The sequence below is a fragment of the Pseudomonas sp. LARHCG127 genome (assembly GCF_052871455.1).
The window spans coordinates 510,556-526,783 of the sequence record NZ_JBIXJT010000001.1 but is presented as its reverse complement, the minus strand read 5'-3'; the positions used below and the strand labels follow the sequence as shown (position 1 = coordinate 526,783).

Annotated in this window: 14 protein-coding genes and 1 pseudogene; 11 read left to right on the top strand and 4 right to left on the bottom strand. The window is 57.4% G+C overall.

What is annotated here, in order from left to right:
• Positions 1-50 precede the first annotated feature (50 nt).
• Together ACIPQ1_RS02415 and ACIPQ1_RS02410 are read left to right on the top strand one after the other, a co-directional pair.
• A complete protein-coding gene (locus tag ACIPQ1_RS02415; protein WP_446533509.1) occupies positions 51-440 on the top strand; it encodes a DUF2946 family protein in 390 nt (129 codons plus the stop codon).
• Positions 441-512: 72 nt separating this feature from the next.
• Entirely contained in the window at positions 513-2,663 is a 2,151-nt protein-coding gene (locus ACIPQ1_RS02410; protein WP_446533508.1) for a TonB-dependent receptor, read from the top strand.
• Between the two features lie 210 nt (positions 2,664-2,873).
• Here the strand turns inward: ACIPQ1_RS02410 and ACIPQ1_RS02405 are convergent, their stop codons facing one another.
• The 4 genes and pseudogenes from ACIPQ1_RS02405 to ACIPQ1_RS02390 form a co-directional block, all read right to left on the bottom strand.
• On the bottom strand, positions 2,874-3,641 hold the full coding sequence (locus ACIPQ1_RS02405) for a methyl-accepting chemotaxis protein (protein ID WP_413037982.1): 768 nt from the start codon (positions 3,639-3,641) through the stop codon (positions 2,874-2,876).
• A gap of 96 nt (positions 3,642-3,737) precedes the next feature.
• Positions 3,738-4,751, bottom strand: a pseudogene (locus ACIPQ1_RS02400) (HAMP domain-containing protein); the annotation flags it as partial.
• Between the two features lie 247 nt (positions 4,752-4,998).
• Complete coding sequence (locus tag ACIPQ1_RS02395; protein WP_025214424.1) at positions 4,999-6,234, bottom strand: NAD(P)/FAD-dependent oxidoreductase; 1,236 nt, start codon at positions 6,232-6,234, stop codon at positions 4,999-5,001.
• Positions 6,235-6,246: 12 nt separating this feature from the next.
• Positions 6,247-6,594 carry a RidA family protein gene (locus ACIPQ1_RS02390; RefSeq protein WP_025214425.1) on the bottom strand — a complete coding sequence of 116 codons (348 nt, stop codon included), beginning with the start codon at positions 6,592-6,594 and terminating at the stop codon, positions 6,247-6,249.
• A gap of 458 nt (positions 6,595-7,052) precedes the next feature.
• Between ACIPQ1_RS02390 and ACIPQ1_RS02385 the strand changes: the two genes are divergently transcribed.
• From ACIPQ1_RS02385 to hutH, 9 genes are all read left to right on the top strand, one after another.
• Entirely contained in the window at positions 7,053-7,259 is a 207-nt protein-coding gene (locus ACIPQ1_RS02385) for a hypothetical protein (protein WP_095962583.1), read from the top strand.
• Complete coding sequence (locus tag ACIPQ1_RS02380) at positions 7,256-8,392, top strand: aminotransferase class I/II-fold pyridoxal phosphate-dependent enzyme (RefSeq protein WP_159285559.1); 1,137 nt, start codon at positions 7,256-7,258, stop codon at positions 8,390-8,392. The genes ACIPQ1_RS02385 and ACIPQ1_RS02380 overlap by 4 nt, the downstream gene beginning before the upstream one ends.
• Positions 8,392-9,129 (top strand): histidine utilization repressor, encoded by a 738-nt coding sequence (gene hutC, locus ACIPQ1_RS02375; protein WP_025214428.1) that lies wholly within the window; start codon positions 8,392-8,394, stop codon positions 9,127-9,129. Before ACIPQ1_RS02380 ends, hutC begins: the two co-directional genes overlap by 1 nt.
• A 369-nt stretch (positions 9,130-9,498) precedes the next feature.
• On the top strand, positions 9,499-10,281 hold the full coding sequence (locus tag ACIPQ1_RS02370) for a transporter substrate-binding domain-containing protein (protein ID WP_025214429.1): 783 nt from the start codon (positions 9,499-9,501) through the stop codon (positions 10,279-10,281).
• Positions 10,282-10,336: 55 nt separating this feature from the next.
• Positions 10,337-11,056, top strand: coding sequence for an ABC transporter permease (locus tag ACIPQ1_RS02365; protein WP_025214430.1), 720 nt, complete (start codon positions 10,337-10,339; stop codon positions 11,054-11,056).
• Positions 11,053-11,763, top strand: coding sequence for an ABC transporter permease (locus ACIPQ1_RS02360; protein ID WP_030141828.1), 711 nt, complete (start codon positions 11,053-11,055; stop codon positions 11,761-11,763). Before ACIPQ1_RS02365 ends, ACIPQ1_RS02360 begins: the two co-directional genes overlap by 4 nt.
• Positions 11,764-11,779: 16 nt before the next feature.
• Positions 11,780-12,544, top strand: a complete 765-nt coding sequence (locus ACIPQ1_RS02355; RefSeq protein WP_411387223.1) for an ABC transporter ATP-binding protein — start codon at positions 11,780-11,782, stop codon at positions 12,542-12,544.
• Positions 12,545-12,916: 372 nt separating this feature from the next.
• Positions 12,917-14,608, top strand: coding sequence for a urocanate hydratase (gene hutU, locus ACIPQ1_RS02350; protein WP_172436063.1), 1,692 nt, complete (start codon positions 12,917-12,919; stop codon positions 14,606-14,608).
• Positions 14,605-16,137, top strand: a complete 1,533-nt coding sequence (gene hutH, locus ACIPQ1_RS02345; RefSeq protein WP_095962580.1) for a histidine ammonia-lyase — start codon at positions 14,605-14,607, stop codon at positions 16,135-16,137. The genes hutU and hutH overlap by 4 nt, the downstream gene beginning before the upstream one ends.
• Positions 16,138-16,228: the final 91 nt, after the last annotated feature.

Genomic DNA, 16,228 nt, shown 5'->3' with positions numbered 1-16,228 from the left:
ATGTAAAATCCGCTCGCCGATAAACCGTTCCTTCTCAACGAGCTTTGCTGATGAAGCTGGCCAGCCGCGAAAAATCGATGATTGCCTGGGTGCTGTACTTCAGCATCTTGTTCGGTTCGTTGCTGTGCGCGATGGGCCATGGAGAAATGGCCGGCTTGCGATTGAGCGGTTTGGACGGCGGACTGTTTTGCTCTACTGACGGCGGGGCAGTATTCAAGGGCCTGCAGGATGTGCCCGCCCCTTCGCTGCCCGTCGTCGGTGATTGCGTCATTGCGAGCCTGTTCGGTGCGATCCTGCTGGCGGCGTTTTTCGGGCTACTCGCCCTGCTTGCCGGTGAGCCAGCCAAACCCTTGCCCACACAACCGACCCGTTGCCTACCCAGGCAGCGATGGCCCTTGATCAATCCTCGCGCCTCCCCCGCCCTGCTTCCCGCGCTCTGACATCTTCACCACCCGCCGCTGCATCAAGCGCGGCCGGGTGTGTGCTCATCGAATTAAGCCAGGAAGCTCTTCATGTTTCGCTTGACTACTTTAGCGCTGCTCGCGGGCAGCACCTGCGCGTGGGCGCAAGACACTGCCCTGAACTTGCCCACCAGCTACATCAACGCCTCGGCCGACCAACCGAAACCGGCCACCCGCCTGGACCTGGACACTCCCCTCGAAAGCGGCTCGCGCCTGAACCTCAGCGCTCGGGAAAATCCCGCCTCTGTGAGCGTGGCCGATCGCAAGACGATGGAGCGCATCGGAGCACGCAACTTTCAGGACGCGGCGAACGCCCTGCCTGGGGTAAACGCTTCTGCGCCGCCCGGCTGGGGCGGCTATGTATCGTACCGCGGCTTCAACGGCGCCCAGATCAGCCAGTTGTTCAACGGCATCAATCTGCAATACGGCGGCGCAGCACGTCCGGTCGGGGCCTGGATCTATGACCGGGTGGAGTTGCTCGGCGGCCCCTCCTCATTCCTCAACGGCAGCGGTGCCGTCGGTGGAAGCCTGAACGTGATCACCAAGCTTGCCAACCGCGAGGAAGATACCTTCGAAGGCCGGATGAGCTACGGTCGCTACGACACCTGGGAAACCGCGGTCGGCTTCAATAAAGCGCTCAACAGCGGCGATGGACCACGCCACTATGCGCGCCTCGACTACAGCCGCACTAGCAGCAACGGCTACATAGATCGCCAGGAGAACGGTGCGGGCAACCTGGCCTTCTCGCTGCTCAGCGACATCAACGACCGACTCTCCCATACGCTGGCGATCGAATACCTGGAAGAGAAGGAAGACAGTCCTTACTGGGGCACGCCGGTACTGCAACCGCTGACCGGCAAGCTGCAGATCGACAAGCACAACCGCTTCAACAACTACAACGTTGAGGACGGCCGCTACGAGCAGCGCACCCGCTGGATACGCTCGATCACCGACTACCAGCTGGACGACAACACCCAGTTGCGCAATACCTTCTACCACTACGATGGCCAGCGCGATTACCGCAACCTTGAGGTCTACCGCTACAATAGCGACAACAGCGCCATCGCCCGCTCCGGCGGTTACCGCCAGCGGCACGACCAGGAGGTCAACGGTGACCGAATCGAGTTGACTCACCAGGCTCAACTGTTCGGCTTGGCCAGCGATTGGGCGCTGGGCGTGGATTACAACACCAACCAGCAAACCAACTACCCACTCTCCAAAGGCGCCTTCGATACCATCGACCCAAATGGCTTCGAGCCGGGCCACTTCCTGGACATTCCGGGGATGGATGCACCGCGCAGTAAAGGTCGCAGCACTTGGACTGATACTTCTTCGGCGTTCGTCGAGAACCGCACGCGCCTGACCGAGCAACTGGCACTGATCACTGCGCTGCGCTATGACCATATCGATTTCGAGGTGGTCGATCATGCGGCGCAGGCCAGGCTCGACAAGCGTTGGGATGCAATCACGGGACGCCTGGGCCTGGTGTACGACCTGACGTCGAATGTCAGCCTTTATACCCAATATAGTACGTCGGCCGAGCCGCCGGGAGGGACGCTTACCAGCGCCTCCATTGCCCAGGTGGGCGACTTCGACTTGAGCACCGGTCGCCAATTCGAGGTGGGCAGCAAGTTCGATTTTCTTGACGGTCGCGGCTCGGCCACCGCCGCGGCCTACCGCATCGTGCGCAAGAACATCTCCGTCCCCTCCTCGACGGTGCCCAACACCACCGAACAAGCGGGTCAACAAACCTCCACCGGCATAGAGCTGGCCGCGTCATTCAAGATCACGCCCAAGCTATTGGCGGCCGGTAACTTCAGTTGGGTAAGGGCTGAGTACGACGAGTTCAATGAAACCATCGCCGGTGTTGTGTTCTCGCGCAAAGGCAAGAATCCGGTGAATATTCCCGACCGCGTAGCCAATCTCTGGCTGACCTATGACGTGGCTCCTGACTGGCAGCTCGGGGCTGACGTGCGCTATGTGTCGTCGGTCTACGCCAACACCGCCAATACGACCTGGGTGCCCTCGTACACTGTCTATGGTTTGTCCATGACCCACGATCTGGACAAACACGTACAGGTCAGCGCGCGCCTGCGCAACCTGACCGACGAGGTCTATGCCCGTTTCATCCACCAGAGCAACACCCAGTATTACGTGGGCGAGCCGCGCAGTCTGGAAATCGCTGTGCAGTGGAAGTACTGACGACCCCGAACGGAATGCAGCACACGGTCTGGCGACCTGACAGGTCTAATCATGATTCGGAGCGCAGTCCTTCCCGCGTTGATCAGCCTGTTTGAATGGCCCGCTGGACGGGACCGCCAGGGACGGCGGCTTTCACTGTTTTTTCTCTGGGCTCAACGCTCATGGGGCTTACCCTCTAATCGGCAATTGAGCGTCCATTGTTCGTACGGACTAAAACTTGAAGCGCCCGACCAATCCTTGAAGTTGGCCAGAAATGGCCGTCATTCGCCCCGATCCGGCATGGGTTGAATGCGCGAACTCCTCTACCATCTGCGCATCGGCGTGGATCTGTGCGATGTGCCGATTGATCTCCTCCGCCACTTGATGCTGCTCCTCTGCCGCCGTGGCGATCTGGGTGTTCTGGTCGCGAATCGAGTCCACTGAAGCGCGGATCTTGTCGAAGCTGTCGCGGGCCCGCTGGATCCGCTGCACGCTAGCCTGGGACGCTTGCAGGCTGCCTTGCATCTGCTGGGTGACTTCCTGGGTGCGGCGAGCGAGGTTACCCAGTAGGCTGTCTATTTCGCCGGTAGAGTCGGAGGTGCGACGAGCCAGGGCGCGAACTTCATCCGCGACCACTGCAAAGCCACGCCCTTGATCACCCGCACGGGCGGCTTCGATGGCGGCGTTGAGCGCCAGCAAGTTGGTCTGCTCGGCAATCGAGCGAATGGTGTCGAGAATCGCATTGATGTTATTGCTGTCTTGCTCGAGCAGCTGCATGGTCTGGGTCGATACCTGCAGCTCCTCACTGAGCTTGAGCACGCTGCCGGTGGCTTCGCTGATTTGCTTCTGGCCATCGTGCACGTCGCGGTAGCCTTCGTCAGCACTCGACGCCGCGGCACTGCAGGAACGTGCGACCTCATTGGCAGTGGCGAGCATTTCATTGAAAGCGGTGCTTACCAATTCCACCGCCTCACGTTGGCGGCCGGCAGCCAGGTTCATGTTATTGGCGACTTCGTTGGTGTCAGCGGCAGCGACTTGCAGATCGGACGACGCATTGCCAATACGCTTCACCAACTGAGCGATCATGCTTAGAAACTGATTGAACCAACCGGCCAGGTTGGCAGTTTCGTCCTTGCCCCGTACTTGGAGTTGACGTGTAAGGTCACCTTCACCTTCGGCAATCTCTTGCAACCCATCAGCCACGCCACGAATCGGGCGCACGATCACGCTGGCAAAACCAGCACCAACGATGGCGAACACCACGGCCAATGCAACAGCGATGGCTGCAATCAACCAGGTCAGGCTCATGGCGTCGGCCATCACTTCATCACGCTTGATCAGGCCAATAAAACGCCAACCCAGGCCATCGGAACTCAGGACGTTGACCATGTATGGCACACCATCGATCTCGACTTGAGTCACCCCATCAGCGCTTTTGGCCAATTCGGCATAGCCGGGTCCTAGCTCACCTAACGGCTTGAAATTGTTTTTGGCATTTGCGGGATCGACCAAGACATTGCCATTGGCCTCGACCAACATCAGGTAACCACTCTTGCCCAACTTGATGGCTTTGACCAATTCAGTCAGTTGCTTGAGCGATACGTCCACGCCAACGACGCCCACCGGGGCACCGCTCGCGTCATTGATCGTGCGGACCGTACTGACCAGCACCATGTCATCGGGTGCCCAGTAATACGCGCCCGTCCTTACGGTTGAGCCTCGTGCGGCTTCCATGGCAGCCTTGTACCAAGGTCGCACCCGTGGGTCGTAGCTGGCCATTGTCTGGTCATCGGGCCAACCTGCAAAACCTCCGTCATTGAGTCCAAGGGAAATGGAAGCCGTGGTTGGGTGGGTTTCTGCGAAACTGTCGAATACCACCTGGATCTGTCGATCGACCTTCGTCACAGGCGTTTTCGGGGCGTCAGCGGCCGTATAGTTCTTCAATCCCTGAACGTTGGCGATCCGAGGGTCTTTGGCAAGGTATTCGACGTTTTGGCGGATGCTGTCGAAAAACTGCCGCATCCCGCGGTCAATCTGCCTGATTTCGCGGCCACTGCTATCCAGGAAACTGGCTTGCGCTGCGCTACGCAAGTTCAGTACGACAACCATTGCGACCAATATGACTGGCGCGCAGGCGATAGCGGCAAACGCCCACGTGAGTTTCTGTTTGATGTTCATGAGTATTCCTGGGCAGGCAGATGGAACGTGGGCGCCCATGGGAAAAAGCGCCCGCGGCGAGTGCCGTAAACGTTGCTCACACGACGTGGAAACGAGACAACTCGGTCGTCATTTTTCTTTCAGATAATGCCTGCCCTCCTCTCAAGAGGAGGGACGAGAAGGCCGACGCATCGTCAATTCAGAAACGCCCAGGAGCGAAGGGTGCCGGCTCGACCACTGGTGTTTCTCCCATCATTAATTCCGCAAGCAGCCGGCCACTGACCGGACCTAGCGTAAAACCTTGATGAGCATGGCCGAAGTTGAACCAGAGCCCCTTATGCGACGGCGCGGCACCAATGACCGGTTTCATATCAACGGTACAAGGTCGCGCACCGCTCCATGGCGTCCGCTCAACCTGAGATCCCAATGCCAAGAGTTGTCGGGCCGCGCTTTCGGCCTTCCCTAGCTGCACTGGGGTCAGAGGCGCATCGAGACGGGCGAATTCGGCCCCCGTTGATAGACGCACACCACGCTTCATCGGCGCCAACATGTAGCCTTGCTCGGTATCAAGCACCGGGCGACTCAAGTTTGCCCCGTCGGCGAAATGGGCGTGATAACCACGCTTGATAAACAACGGGATGCGGTAACCCATGGGCCTCAGCAACTCTTGGGCCCAAGGACCAAGCGCCACGACGACCTGTGATGCTTCGACCGGCCCGGACTCGGTGGAGACTCGCCAGCCGGCTCCCGCTTGGCGCAATGAACGGGCATCGCCGCGTTCAAACTGTCCGCCCTCACGCAAGAAGAGCTCGGCATAGCGTTGCACCAGCTCACCCGGATCAACACAGGTCCAAGGTTGAAGCCAGTGAATCCCCCCAACGAGAGCTTCACCCAAAGCGGGTTCTGCGAGCCTGAGCCCGGCGCCGTCCAACGCTTGCGACAATACACCGTGCGCACTCACACGCTGGGCACTCTCCATCGCCTTTTCATACTTTTCCGGAGTTCGAAACGCCTGAATCCAACCTTTGCGCACGATCAAGTGTTGGGCCTCGCTTTGCTCGATCAACTCGGAATGCTCGCTGATTGAATGCTCGACCAAGGTCCGAAAGGCGTCCGCAATAGCTTGGTAATGCCTTGGCGCTGAGTTGGCCCAATACCTGGTCAGCGTAGGCATGTACTCCGGCAGCGCACGCAGATGATAATTGACGCCGATATCGCGCTTGGTCACCACTCTCATCAGGCTCGCCAGGTCCCTTGGGAATCCGTACGGTTCAACGGCCTCGCGCTGGATGATCCCGGCATTACCGTATGACGTCTCGCGCCCGGGCGCCCCCTTGTCTACCAAGGTCACCGCACAGCCCCGGCGTTGCAGATGCAGGGCCGTGCTTATACCAACGATGCCGGCACCCAGTACTACTACTTGTTTGTCGTTCACGCTGCCTCCAACTCAAGCACGCTGCTGCGCGATGACACTGATTTCAACCAACGCATCCACCACGAGGCCGGCACAGACGGTAGCGCGAACAGGCAAATTGGCCGTGAAAAACGAAGCATAAATCCTGTTGAACTCGGCGAAGTTACTCCGCTCGGTCAAGTACACCGTGACGCTCACAACGTCATCCAACGACAGTGACTCAGCTTCCAGTGTTTGAGCAATGCGCATCAAGGTCAGGCGCGTTTGTGCCTCGATACCCTCCGGGAAGCTGCCATCCTCATTGAACGGCAACTCACCAGACAAAAACACGAGACCTTGGCTGTGGCGGACTTTTGAAAAGGGCAAATTGCTAACCGTCATGGGGGACTCTCTCTAAGCGGATTATGAAAGCGCCTATAGCAGGCGCCACTTTTAGCCATCGACTCGACCGAGCGTGTCACAGCAGATCGGAAATCGGTCTACAAGCCTGATTGATGGCACTGTATATACAGGATTAAGCATTTACCGTGCCTGTTAGACAAGGATCCGTTCAGACCCCTGATCCGAAGTGGATCGAGCACTGCCTCTGTCCAAAATACTGTCCGCAGAAAGCCTTACCATGCGCTTCCTTTCGACTCATCAATGAGACCCCGGAAACACTCCGATGCAACCTTCAGTTACACCTGAACAAATATTCATGTGAGCACCCCCTGGCCTGGAAGGCGTTTACGAGCAGCGATCAACAGAAAAAATAAGGCTTGGCCTGAACATTGCGTTACCTATATATACAGGATCATACAGCAACACTTCCTTGTGGCCCTGCACCTAAGAGGTAATCAATGAAAAAACTGCACCCGATGACTGCCGCGACTACCGAAGGGATGAGCCCCGCAGGCCGGATCGCCGAATTGGCGACACTCTTCCACTACAGCCTCCCGCACGAAATCCGTCAAAGCGCTGAACAGCCGAGCCCGCAGCGTCCCCTGCGGAACCATCCAGATCGCAATACCTTCCAGCAAAATTCCCGAGAGGTTAGCCTTGTATGAACGCCAACGACCTGACCCTGCTTGCTCGCGCTGAAGTACGCGAATTGGCCAGTTACAACGCCGGCCTCGCCTCTGATGCAGTGCGCAAACGCTTCGGTCTGACACGCGTCGCTAAATTGGGCAGCAATGAAAACCCAATGGGCACCGCCCCCGCTGTCAACGCCGCGACCACCCAAGCCTGTCATGAGATTGCGCTGTACCCCGACTCTGGCTGCCAGGCACTGCGCTCCGCACTCTCGGAAAAACTTGATGTTCCGGAAGATCGCTTCGTGTTCGGCAACGGTTCTGAGGATTTGCTGAGTGTCATCAGTCGAGTGTTTCTGGACCATGATGATGAAGTGGTTACCGTAGTGCCCTCATTCGGTTTGCATTTCATTTTTCCAGTGGCAGCCGGCGCTCGGGTAATCGGTGTTCCCATGACCGACCAAGGCACTTTTGACGTGGCGGCGATGATTTCCGCCCTTACACCGCATACCCATGTGCTGATGTTTTCCTGTCCCTCCAATCCGGTTGGCTGCACCTTGAGCGCAATCGAATTGAAGCAATTGCTCGATGCATTACCTCCCAAGTGCTTGCTGGTGTTTGACGAAGCCTATTACGAATACGCTCAATGGGAGCCTGAGTACCCAGACTGCCTAGGCTTGATCCAGGCCAGCGGCAAGCCGTTTATCCTGCTTCGAACCTTCTCCAAGGCCTATTCATTGGCAGGTTTACGCATCGGCTATGGCATTGTCAGCGACCCGCTACTGGCCGATTTGATCAATCGCCTGCGCACCCCCTTCAACGTAAACCGAGTGGCCCAAGCCGCTGCGGTCGCCGCGCTGGCCGATGAAAATCATCTGAATGCCGGCCTCTCCCACGTCGCCAGCGAACGCCGACGACTGGAGATCGCACTGCAAGAGCAAGGCATCACAACTGCCCCCTCCATGGCCAACTTCCTCTTTTTCAGCACCCCTTATCCTGCCGAAATCATCAACCAGGCATTACTGCGCGAAGGGGTCATCATCAAGCCTTGGCGCGAAGCGGGATATACTCAGTACTTGCGGGTATCCATAGGAAGCTGTGAGGATAACGATCTTTTCCTCCATTCCTTGGCAAGAGTCCTTGCCGCACAAGAGACACGGACCGACTGATGATCAAAAATGCACCACAAGCGCTCTACCGACGCGCGAAGGAATTTGTGCTGGACCAACTTCGAGCGGGCGTTTGGAAACCTGGCGACCTGATCTACTCAGAGAACCAGTTGGTGCAAGAGCTGGGCATCTCGCGCATGACCGTCAATCGAGCCCTGCGCGAGCTGACCGAAGAAGGTCTATTGGTACGGATTTCAGGTGTTGGAACATTCGTAGCCGAAAGCAAGCCGCAATCGAACCTGTTGCGCATCACCAACATCGCTGACGAGATTCTCGCTCGGGGTCATAGTTACGGCTGTCGCGTCCTGCACCTGGGACGCGAATCCGCATCGATGTCAGTCGCTTCCGCCCTGGGCCTGCCCACGGGCTCTTCGGTTTTTCATCTGGTTTGTGCGCACAGCGAAGAAGACGTGCCAGTGCAGCTTGAGGATCGTTACGTCAATCCCGAGCTGGTGCCAGAGTTCCTGAAACAAAAATTCGGCGAACACCTGCAACCGGCAAAATACCTTTTGCAAGTCATCAAGCCCGACGAAATGGAACATATCGTAGAGGCCTGCCACCCCAGCGCAGAGGAGAGCAAACATCTGCAAATCGATGCAACCGAACCTTGCCTGGCCCTCATACGCCGGACTTGGAGCCAAAACAAAATTGTCACCTTTGTGCGGCTCGTCCACCCCTCCTCCCGCTATCGACTGGGTAGTCGCTTACCCATGAATGCAGCTCACAGAGACGTCTGACTCTTCGACACATCTGCCGTAAAACTTGACCAACGCCGCTTCCAAAGGGCGTCGGTCGCTTTCTGATTCATACATCACAATAGACCCAGGCCCTACGCCCGTAGTGACCGGAAAAAACGAAACTGCTCACCCCCCTCCCCTCAGCGTTTCCAGCCCTTCTTCCACCCATGCACATCCGAGCAGATAAATGGCTGCTTGATTGGCTATGCCTGTATGTACAAGTATGTATTTACGCGGTAAAGTCGATCCGTCACCTCGACACGCTTAAACCAAAAAATGGGCTCTGTGTACCACTCCCATAGCGACACACACGAGCTCCGTACCGCATCCGTGCGCTCAAGCGCTCTTTGGTCCTTAGGAATAAAAACAATGAAAAAATCTATTTTGACCCTCTCTGTACTGGCGTTGTGTGTGGCTGGCAGCTTTGCCTCGGCCAAGGAGTACAAGGAGTTGCGGTTCGGCGTTGACCCCTCTTATGCCCCTTTCGAGTCCAAAGCTGCCGACGGTAGCCTGGTGGGCTTTGACATCGACTTAGGCAATGCGATTTGTGCTGAATTGAAAGTGAAGTGCAAATGGGTCGAGAGTGATTTTGACGGCATGATTCCCGGCCTGAAAGCCAACAAATTCGACGGCGTGATCTCCGCCATGACCGTGACATCCTCGCGCGAAAAGGTCATCGACTTCTCCGATGAGCTGTTCTCCGTTCCTACCTCCTTCGTTTTCAAGAAAGGCTCCGGCCTGACCGAAGATATCAAGACGCTCGTCGGCAAGACGGTTGGTTATGAGCAAGGCACCACCGAGGAAGCTTATGCAAAGGCCGTACTGAACAAAGCCGGAGTCAAAACCCAAGCCTATGCCAACCAGGATCAGGTCTATTCGGACTTGGTGACTGGCCGTCTCGATGCCTCGATCCAGAATATGTTGCAAGCCGAAATGGGCTTCTTGAAGTCGCCGCAAGGGGCAAATTTTGAGGTAAGTAAAGCAGTCGAGCATGAACTGTTGCCCGCGAAAACCGCGGTAGGTCTCGCCCAAGGCAACGCCGATCTCAAGGCCCTGATAAACAAAGGCATCAAGGCACTGCATGAGGATGGCAGCTATGTAGCCATCCAGAAAAAACACTTTGGTGATCAGAATATCTACAGCGGTAAATAACACGCTGCGCCCATTTTCGGATGGGCGTTTTTCTTGATTGACGAAGGGCTGTCCAATGCTAGAAAACCTATTGCAGACTCTAGGCTTCAGCCTAAAGGGTTTCGGCCCGCTGTTGCTGCAAGGCTCCTGGATGACTGTCAAATTATCCGCACTGTGCTTGTTGCTGAGCGTGGGCCTGGGATTGATCGGTGCCAGCGCGAAACTCTCGAAGTCAGCCTTGCTACGCATCCCTGCGCAAGCCTACACCACGCTTATCCGCGGCGTGCCCGACCTGGTCTTGATGCTGCTGATCTTCTATAGCCTTCAGACGTGGCTGACGAATCTGACCGATGCCTTTGGCTGGGAATATATCGAAATCAATCCGTTCAGCGCAGGGGTCATCACCCTGGGCTTCATCTACGGTGCGTATTTCACCGAAACCTTCCGCGGAGCGATTCTCGCCGTTCCAAAGGGGCAATTAGAAGCAGCCACGGCCTATGGCCTGACCCGCGCCCAACGATTCCGCCTGGTGCTTTTCCCGCAAATGATGCGCTTTGCATTACCGGGCATTGGCAACAACTGGATGGTGATCCTGAAAGCGACCGCACTGGTCTCGATCATTGGTCTGGCTGACTTGGTCAAGGTTGCCCAGGATGCAGGAAAGAGTTCCTATCAACTGTTCTTCTTCCTCGTCCTTGCAGCGTTGATCTATTTGGTTATCACCACCGCGTCAAACTATGTCTTGCGCAGGCTGGAAAGTTTTTACGCCGCAGGAACTCGGGAGGCCGTGCGATGATCGAGCTATTGCAAGAATATTGGAAACCCTTCCTGTACCACGATGGTTATCACATCACGGGCTTGGCGATGACACTATGGCTGCTCAGTGCCTCGCTCTTCTTCGGCTTCTTGATGGCGGTCCCGCTGTCGATTGCCAGGGTATCAAGCAACCTTTTCGTGCGCTGGCCCGTGCAGTTCTATACCTATTTGTTCCGTGGCACGCCTCTGTATATACAGCTACTGATCTGCTACACCGGCATCTACAGCCTCGCTGCGGTGCGCTCCCAACCGCTGCTTGATGCATTCTTTCGCGATGCATTGAACTGCACCATCCTGGCCTTTGCCTTGAACACTTGCGCCTACACCACGGAGATCTTCTCCGGGGCGATTCGCAACATGAATCATGGTGAAGTCGAAGCAGCGAAGGCCTTTGGGCTTCGAGGATGGAAGCTTTACACCTACATCATCATGCCGTCTGCATTGCGTCGCTCACTGCCGAACTACAGCAACGAAGTGATACTGATGCTGCATTCCACCACGGTCGCCTTCACCGCCACGGTACCGGACATCCTCAAGGTTGCCAGAGATGCCAATTCAGCAACATTTCTGACCTTCCAATCGTTCGGCATCGCCGCAGCGATTTACCTCGCTATCACTTTCTCTCTGGTCGGTCTGTTCCGTCTGGCTGAGCGCCGTTGGCTGTCGTTCCTCGGCCCAGCTCATTAATTCAGGGTGCTTGAATATGTACAAACTGACCGTAGAAAACCTGCATAAAAGCTATGGCGACCACGAAGTCCTCAAGGGTGTTTCGCTGAACGCAAAGGCCGGAGACGTCATTAGCCTGATCGGTGCCAGCGGGTCGGGCAAAAGCACCTTTTTGCGCTGTATCAACTTTCTGGAAATCCCTAGCAACGGCGCCATGAGCCTCGACAATCAGCCGATACGCATGATCCATGACCACCACGGCATGCGCGTTGCAAATGCAGATGAACTGCAGCGGCTGCGCACGCGACTGGCGATGGTATTCCAGCATTTCAATCTGTGGAGCCACATGACCGTGCTCGACAACATCACAATGGCCCCTCGCCGAGTGTTGGGGGTCAGCAAGAAGGATGCAGAGGAGCTGGCTCGGCGTTACCTGGACAAGGTTGGTTTACCATCGCGAGTTGCCAATCAATACCCGGCCTTTCTCTCGGGCGGCCAACAGCAGCGCGTCGCGATAGCCCGGGCGCTGGCCATGGAACCGGAAATCATGCTGTTCGACGAACCCACTTCTGCCCTGGATCCTGAACTCGTGGGAGAAGTGCTGAAGGTCATTCAGGGCCTCGCCGAAGAAGGCCGAACCATGATCATGGTGACGCACGAAATGAGCTTCGCTCGTAAGGTATCGAACCAGGTGTTGTTCTTGCACCAAGGGCTCGTAGAAGAGCAAGGGCCGCCTGAGGAAGTGCTGGGGAACCCTAAGAGCGAGCGTTTGCAGCAATTTCTCAGCGGCAATCTGAAATAACCGAAGTGCCTTAAGCCGGCTGGACGCTTACCGCGCCTGAAAAATGTTTTCAGGCGCGCGATTGCGGCCGGAATGGTTCGCCGTTCTGTTGACTAGAAGAGCCCCGTGCGAGAGCAATCCCAGCGCCTTGCTATGGCTCAGCTCATGATCCCTGGCTGAAACTGTCACAGCGCGCCCAGTGCGCAAAGCTTGATGGCAAAACCTGCATCAATGCCATTCGAACGAAAAAACTAATCACGTGAAGATATTCATGCCGACAACAATAGCGGTCAAAAATCTGCTTGATTAAGCTTGTATATACATGATTATATTTACTCGCCCGATGTAGCGAAAACCAACAATAAGCTGCAAGTCATTTCGAGAGGATTACCGGTGAGCAAACCACTCCATTTCCGCAATATCGAAATCCGCGCCCCTCGCGGTAACACGCTGACCGCCAAGAGCTGGCTGACCGAAGCGCCGCTGCGGATGTTGATGAACAACCTCGATCCGGAAGTGGCCGAGAACCCCAAGGAGTTGGTGGTCTACGGTGGCATCGGCCGCGCGGCGCGCAACTGGGAGTGCTACGACAAGATCGTCGAAAGCCTCACCAACCTGAACCACGACGAAACCCTGCTGGTGCAATCCGGCAAGCCGGTGGGCGTGTTCAAGACCCACAGCAACGCCCCGCGCGTCCTGATCGCCAATTCCAACCTGGTGCCGCACTGGGCCAGTTGGGAACACTTCAACGAACTCGACGCCAAGGGCCTGGCCATGTACGGCCAGATGACCGCCGGCAGCTGGATCTACATCGGCAGCCAGGGCATCGTGCAAGGCACCTATGAAACCTTCGTCGAGGCCGGTCGCCAACATTACGATTCCAACCTCAAGGGCCGCTGGGTCCTGACCGCCGGCCTGGGCGGCATGGGCGGTGCGCAACCGTTGGCCGCGACCTTGGCCGGTGCATGCTCGCTGAACATCGAGTGCCAGCAGGTGAGCATCGATTTCCGCCTGAAAACCCGCTACGTCGACGAGCAGGCCAAAGACCTCGACGACGCCCTGGCGCGCATCGAGAAATACACCGCCGAAGGCAAGGCGATTTCCATCGCGCTGTGTGGGAACGCGGCCGAGATCCTGCCGGAAATGGTCCGTCGTGGTGTGCGTCCGGACATGGTCACCGACCAGACCAGCGCCCACGACCCCCTCAACGGCTACCTGCCGGCCGGCTGGACCTGGGACGAATACCGTGCCCGCGCCAAGACCGAGCCCGCCGCCGTGGTGAAGGCCGCCAAGCAATCGATGGCCGTGCACGTCAAAGCCATGTTGGCCTTCCAGAAAATGGGTGTGCCGACCTTCGACTACGGCAACAACATCCGCCAGATGGCCCAGGAAGAAGGCGTCGAGAATGCCTTCGACTTCCCGGGTTTCGTCCCGGCTTACATCCGTCCGCTATTCTGCCGTGGCATCGGCCCGTTCCGCTGGGCGGCGCTGTCGGGTGACCCGCAGGACATCTACAAGACCGACGCCAAGGTCAAGGAACTGATCCCCGACGACGCCCACCTGCACAACTGGCTGGACATGGCCCGCGAGCGCATCAGCTTCCAGGGCTTGCCGGCACGGATCTGCTGGGTTGGCCTGGGCCAGCGCGCCAAGTTGGGCCTGGCGTTCAACGAGATGGTGCGCAGCGGTGAGCTGTCGGCGCCGATCGTCATCGGCCGTGACCACCTCGATTCCGGTTCCGTGGCCAGCCCGAACCGTGAAACCGAATCCATGCAGGACGGTTCCGACGCCGTTTCCGACTGGCCACTGCTCAATGCCCTGCTCAACACCGCCAGTGGTGCGACCTGGGTGTCACTGCACCACGGTGGCGGCGTCGGCATGGGCTTCTCCCAGCATTCGGGCATGGTGATCGTCTGCGACGGCACCGACGAAGCGGCCGAGCGGATTGCCCGCGTGCTGCACAACGACCCGGGCACGGGCGTGATGCGCCATGCCGATGCCGGTTACCAGATCGCCATTGATTGCGCGAAAGAGCAAGGCTTGAACCTGCCAATGATCACTCTTGTTAAAGGAGCCACAGCATGAAAACTCTTAACGTTATCCCAGGCCAACTGAGCCTTGCCCAACTGCGTGACGTTTACCAGCGTCCGGTGAAAATTACCCTCGACCACAGTGCCTCTGCGCAAATTGAAGCCAGTGTCGCTTGCGTGGAACAGATCCTCGCCGAGAATCGCACCGCCTACGGTATCAATACCGGTTTCGGCCTGCTGGCCTCGACCCGTATCGCCAGTGAAGATCTGGAAAATCTGCAACGTTCGCTAGTACTGTCCCACGCCGCTGGTGTGGGTGAGCCGATCAGCGATGCGCTGGTGCGGTTGATCATGGTGCTCAAGGTCAATAGCCTCAGCCGTGGTTTCTCCGGCATACGCCGCGTGGTGATCGATGCTCTGATAGCATTGATCAACGCCGAGGTGTATCCGCATATTCCGTTAAAAGGTTCGGTCGGCGCATCTGGTGACTTGGCACCTTTGGCGCACATGTCCCTCGTGCTGCTGGGAGAAGGCAAAGCCCGTCATAAGGGCGAATGGCTGGAAGCCACCGAAGCACTGAAGGTGGCCGGTTTGGCGCCGTTGACGCTGGCTGCCAAAGAGGGTTTGGCGTTGCTCAACGGTACCCAGGTGTCCACTGCTTATGCTCTGCGCGGTTTGTTCGAGGGTGAAGACCTGTTTGCAGGCGCCTTGGCCATCGGTGCGTTGACGGTCGAAGCTGTCTTGGGCTCCCGCTCGCCGTTTGACGGACGTATCCATGCCGCTCGCGGCCAGAAGGCCCAGATTGATACAGCTACTGCTTATCGCGACCTGCTGGGCCAAAGCAGTGAGGTCGCCGATTCGCACAAAGACTGCGGCAAGGTCCAAGACCCCTACTCTCTACGCTGCCAACCTCAAGTCATGGGCGCATGCCTGACCCAGCTCCGTCAGGCCGCGGAAGTATTAGTCGTCGAAGCGAATGCCGTATCCGATAACCCACTGGTCTTTGCCGTTGAAGGTGACGTGATCTCTGGCGGCAACTTCCATGCCGAGCCAGTGGCCATGGCCGCAGACAATATGGCATTGGCCATTGCTGAAATCGGCTCGCTGAGCGAGCGCCGCATTTCGTTGATGATGGACAAACACATGTCACAACTGCCGCCGTTCCTGGTAGCCAATGGCGGCGTGAACTCGGGCTTCATGATTTCTCAGGTGACAGCAGCAGCGCTGGCCAGCGAGAACAAGGCGCTGGCTCACCCCCATTCCGTAGACAGCCTGCCCACATCCGCCAATCAGGAAGATCACGTATCGATGGCACCCGCCGCCGGCAAACGGTTGTGGGAAATGGCTGAAAACACCCGTGGAATCCTGGCTGTGGAGTGGCTAGCGGCCTGCCAAGGTCTGGACTTGCGTGACGGCTTGAAGACGTCGCCCAAGCTGGAACTGGCCAGGAAGAGCCTGCGAAGCAAAGTGGCCTATTACGAGAAGGATCGCTTCTTCGCGCCGGATATCAATGCGGCCAGTGAATTATTGGCTTCCGGCTGCTTGAACGACTTGGTATTGAACACATTGTTGCCCAGCATCTGATAGATGATATCCGCCATGAACAAATGATGACTGCGTTAGGCACAGCGCTTTATGGGCTGTGCCTAACGCGCGTAGGCGATCGCCTCGAAAT

What these genes read in the sequence shown, in the direction of transcription:
- ACIPQ1_RS02415 (WP_446533509.1), top strand. Translation starts at nt 51, where the DNA reads ATGAAGCTGGCCAGCCGCGAAAAATCGATGATTGCCTGGGTGCTGTAC.
- ACIPQ1_RS02410 (WP_446533508.1), top strand. Translation starts at nt 513, where the DNA reads ATGTTTCGCTTGACTACTTTAGCGCTGCTCGCGGGCAGCACCTGCGCG.
- ACIPQ1_RS02405 (WP_413037982.1), bottom strand. Translation starts at nt 3,641, where the DNA reads ATGAACCTGGCTGCCGGCCGCCAACGTGAGGCGGTGGAATTGGTAAGC.
- ACIPQ1_RS02390 (WP_025214425.1), bottom strand. Translation starts at nt 6,594, where the DNA reads ATGACGGTTAGCAATTTGCCCTTTTCAAAAGTCCGCCACAGCCAAGGT.
- ACIPQ1_RS02385 (WP_095962583.1), top strand. Translation starts at nt 7,053, where the DNA reads ATGAAAAAACTGCACCCGATGACTGCCGCGACTACCGAAGGGATGAGC.
- ACIPQ1_RS02380 (WP_159285559.1), top strand. Translation starts at nt 7,256, where the DNA reads ATGAACGCCAACGACCTGACCCTGCTTGCTCGCGCTGAAGTACGCGAA.
- hutC (WP_025214428.1), top strand. Translation starts at nt 8,392, where the DNA reads ATGATCAAAAATGCACCACAAGCGCTCTACCGACGCGCGAAGGAATTT.
- ACIPQ1_RS02370 (WP_025214429.1), top strand. Translation starts at nt 9,499, where the DNA reads ATGAAAAAATCTATTTTGACCCTCTCTGTACTGGCGTTGTGTGTGGCT.
- ACIPQ1_RS02365 (WP_025214430.1), top strand. Translation starts at nt 10,337, where the DNA reads ATGCTAGAAAACCTATTGCAGACTCTAGGCTTCAGCCTAAAGGGTTTC.
- ACIPQ1_RS02360 (WP_030141828.1), top strand. Translation starts at nt 11,053, where the DNA reads ATGATCGAGCTATTGCAAGAATATTGGAAACCCTTCCTGTACCACGAT.
- ACIPQ1_RS02355 (WP_411387223.1), top strand. Translation starts at nt 11,780, where the DNA reads ATGTACAAACTGACCGTAGAAAACCTGCATAAAAGCTATGGCGACCAC.
- hutH (WP_095962580.1), top strand. Translation starts at nt 14,605, where the DNA reads ATGAAAACTCTTAACGTTATCCCAGGCCAACTGAGCCTTGCCCAACTG.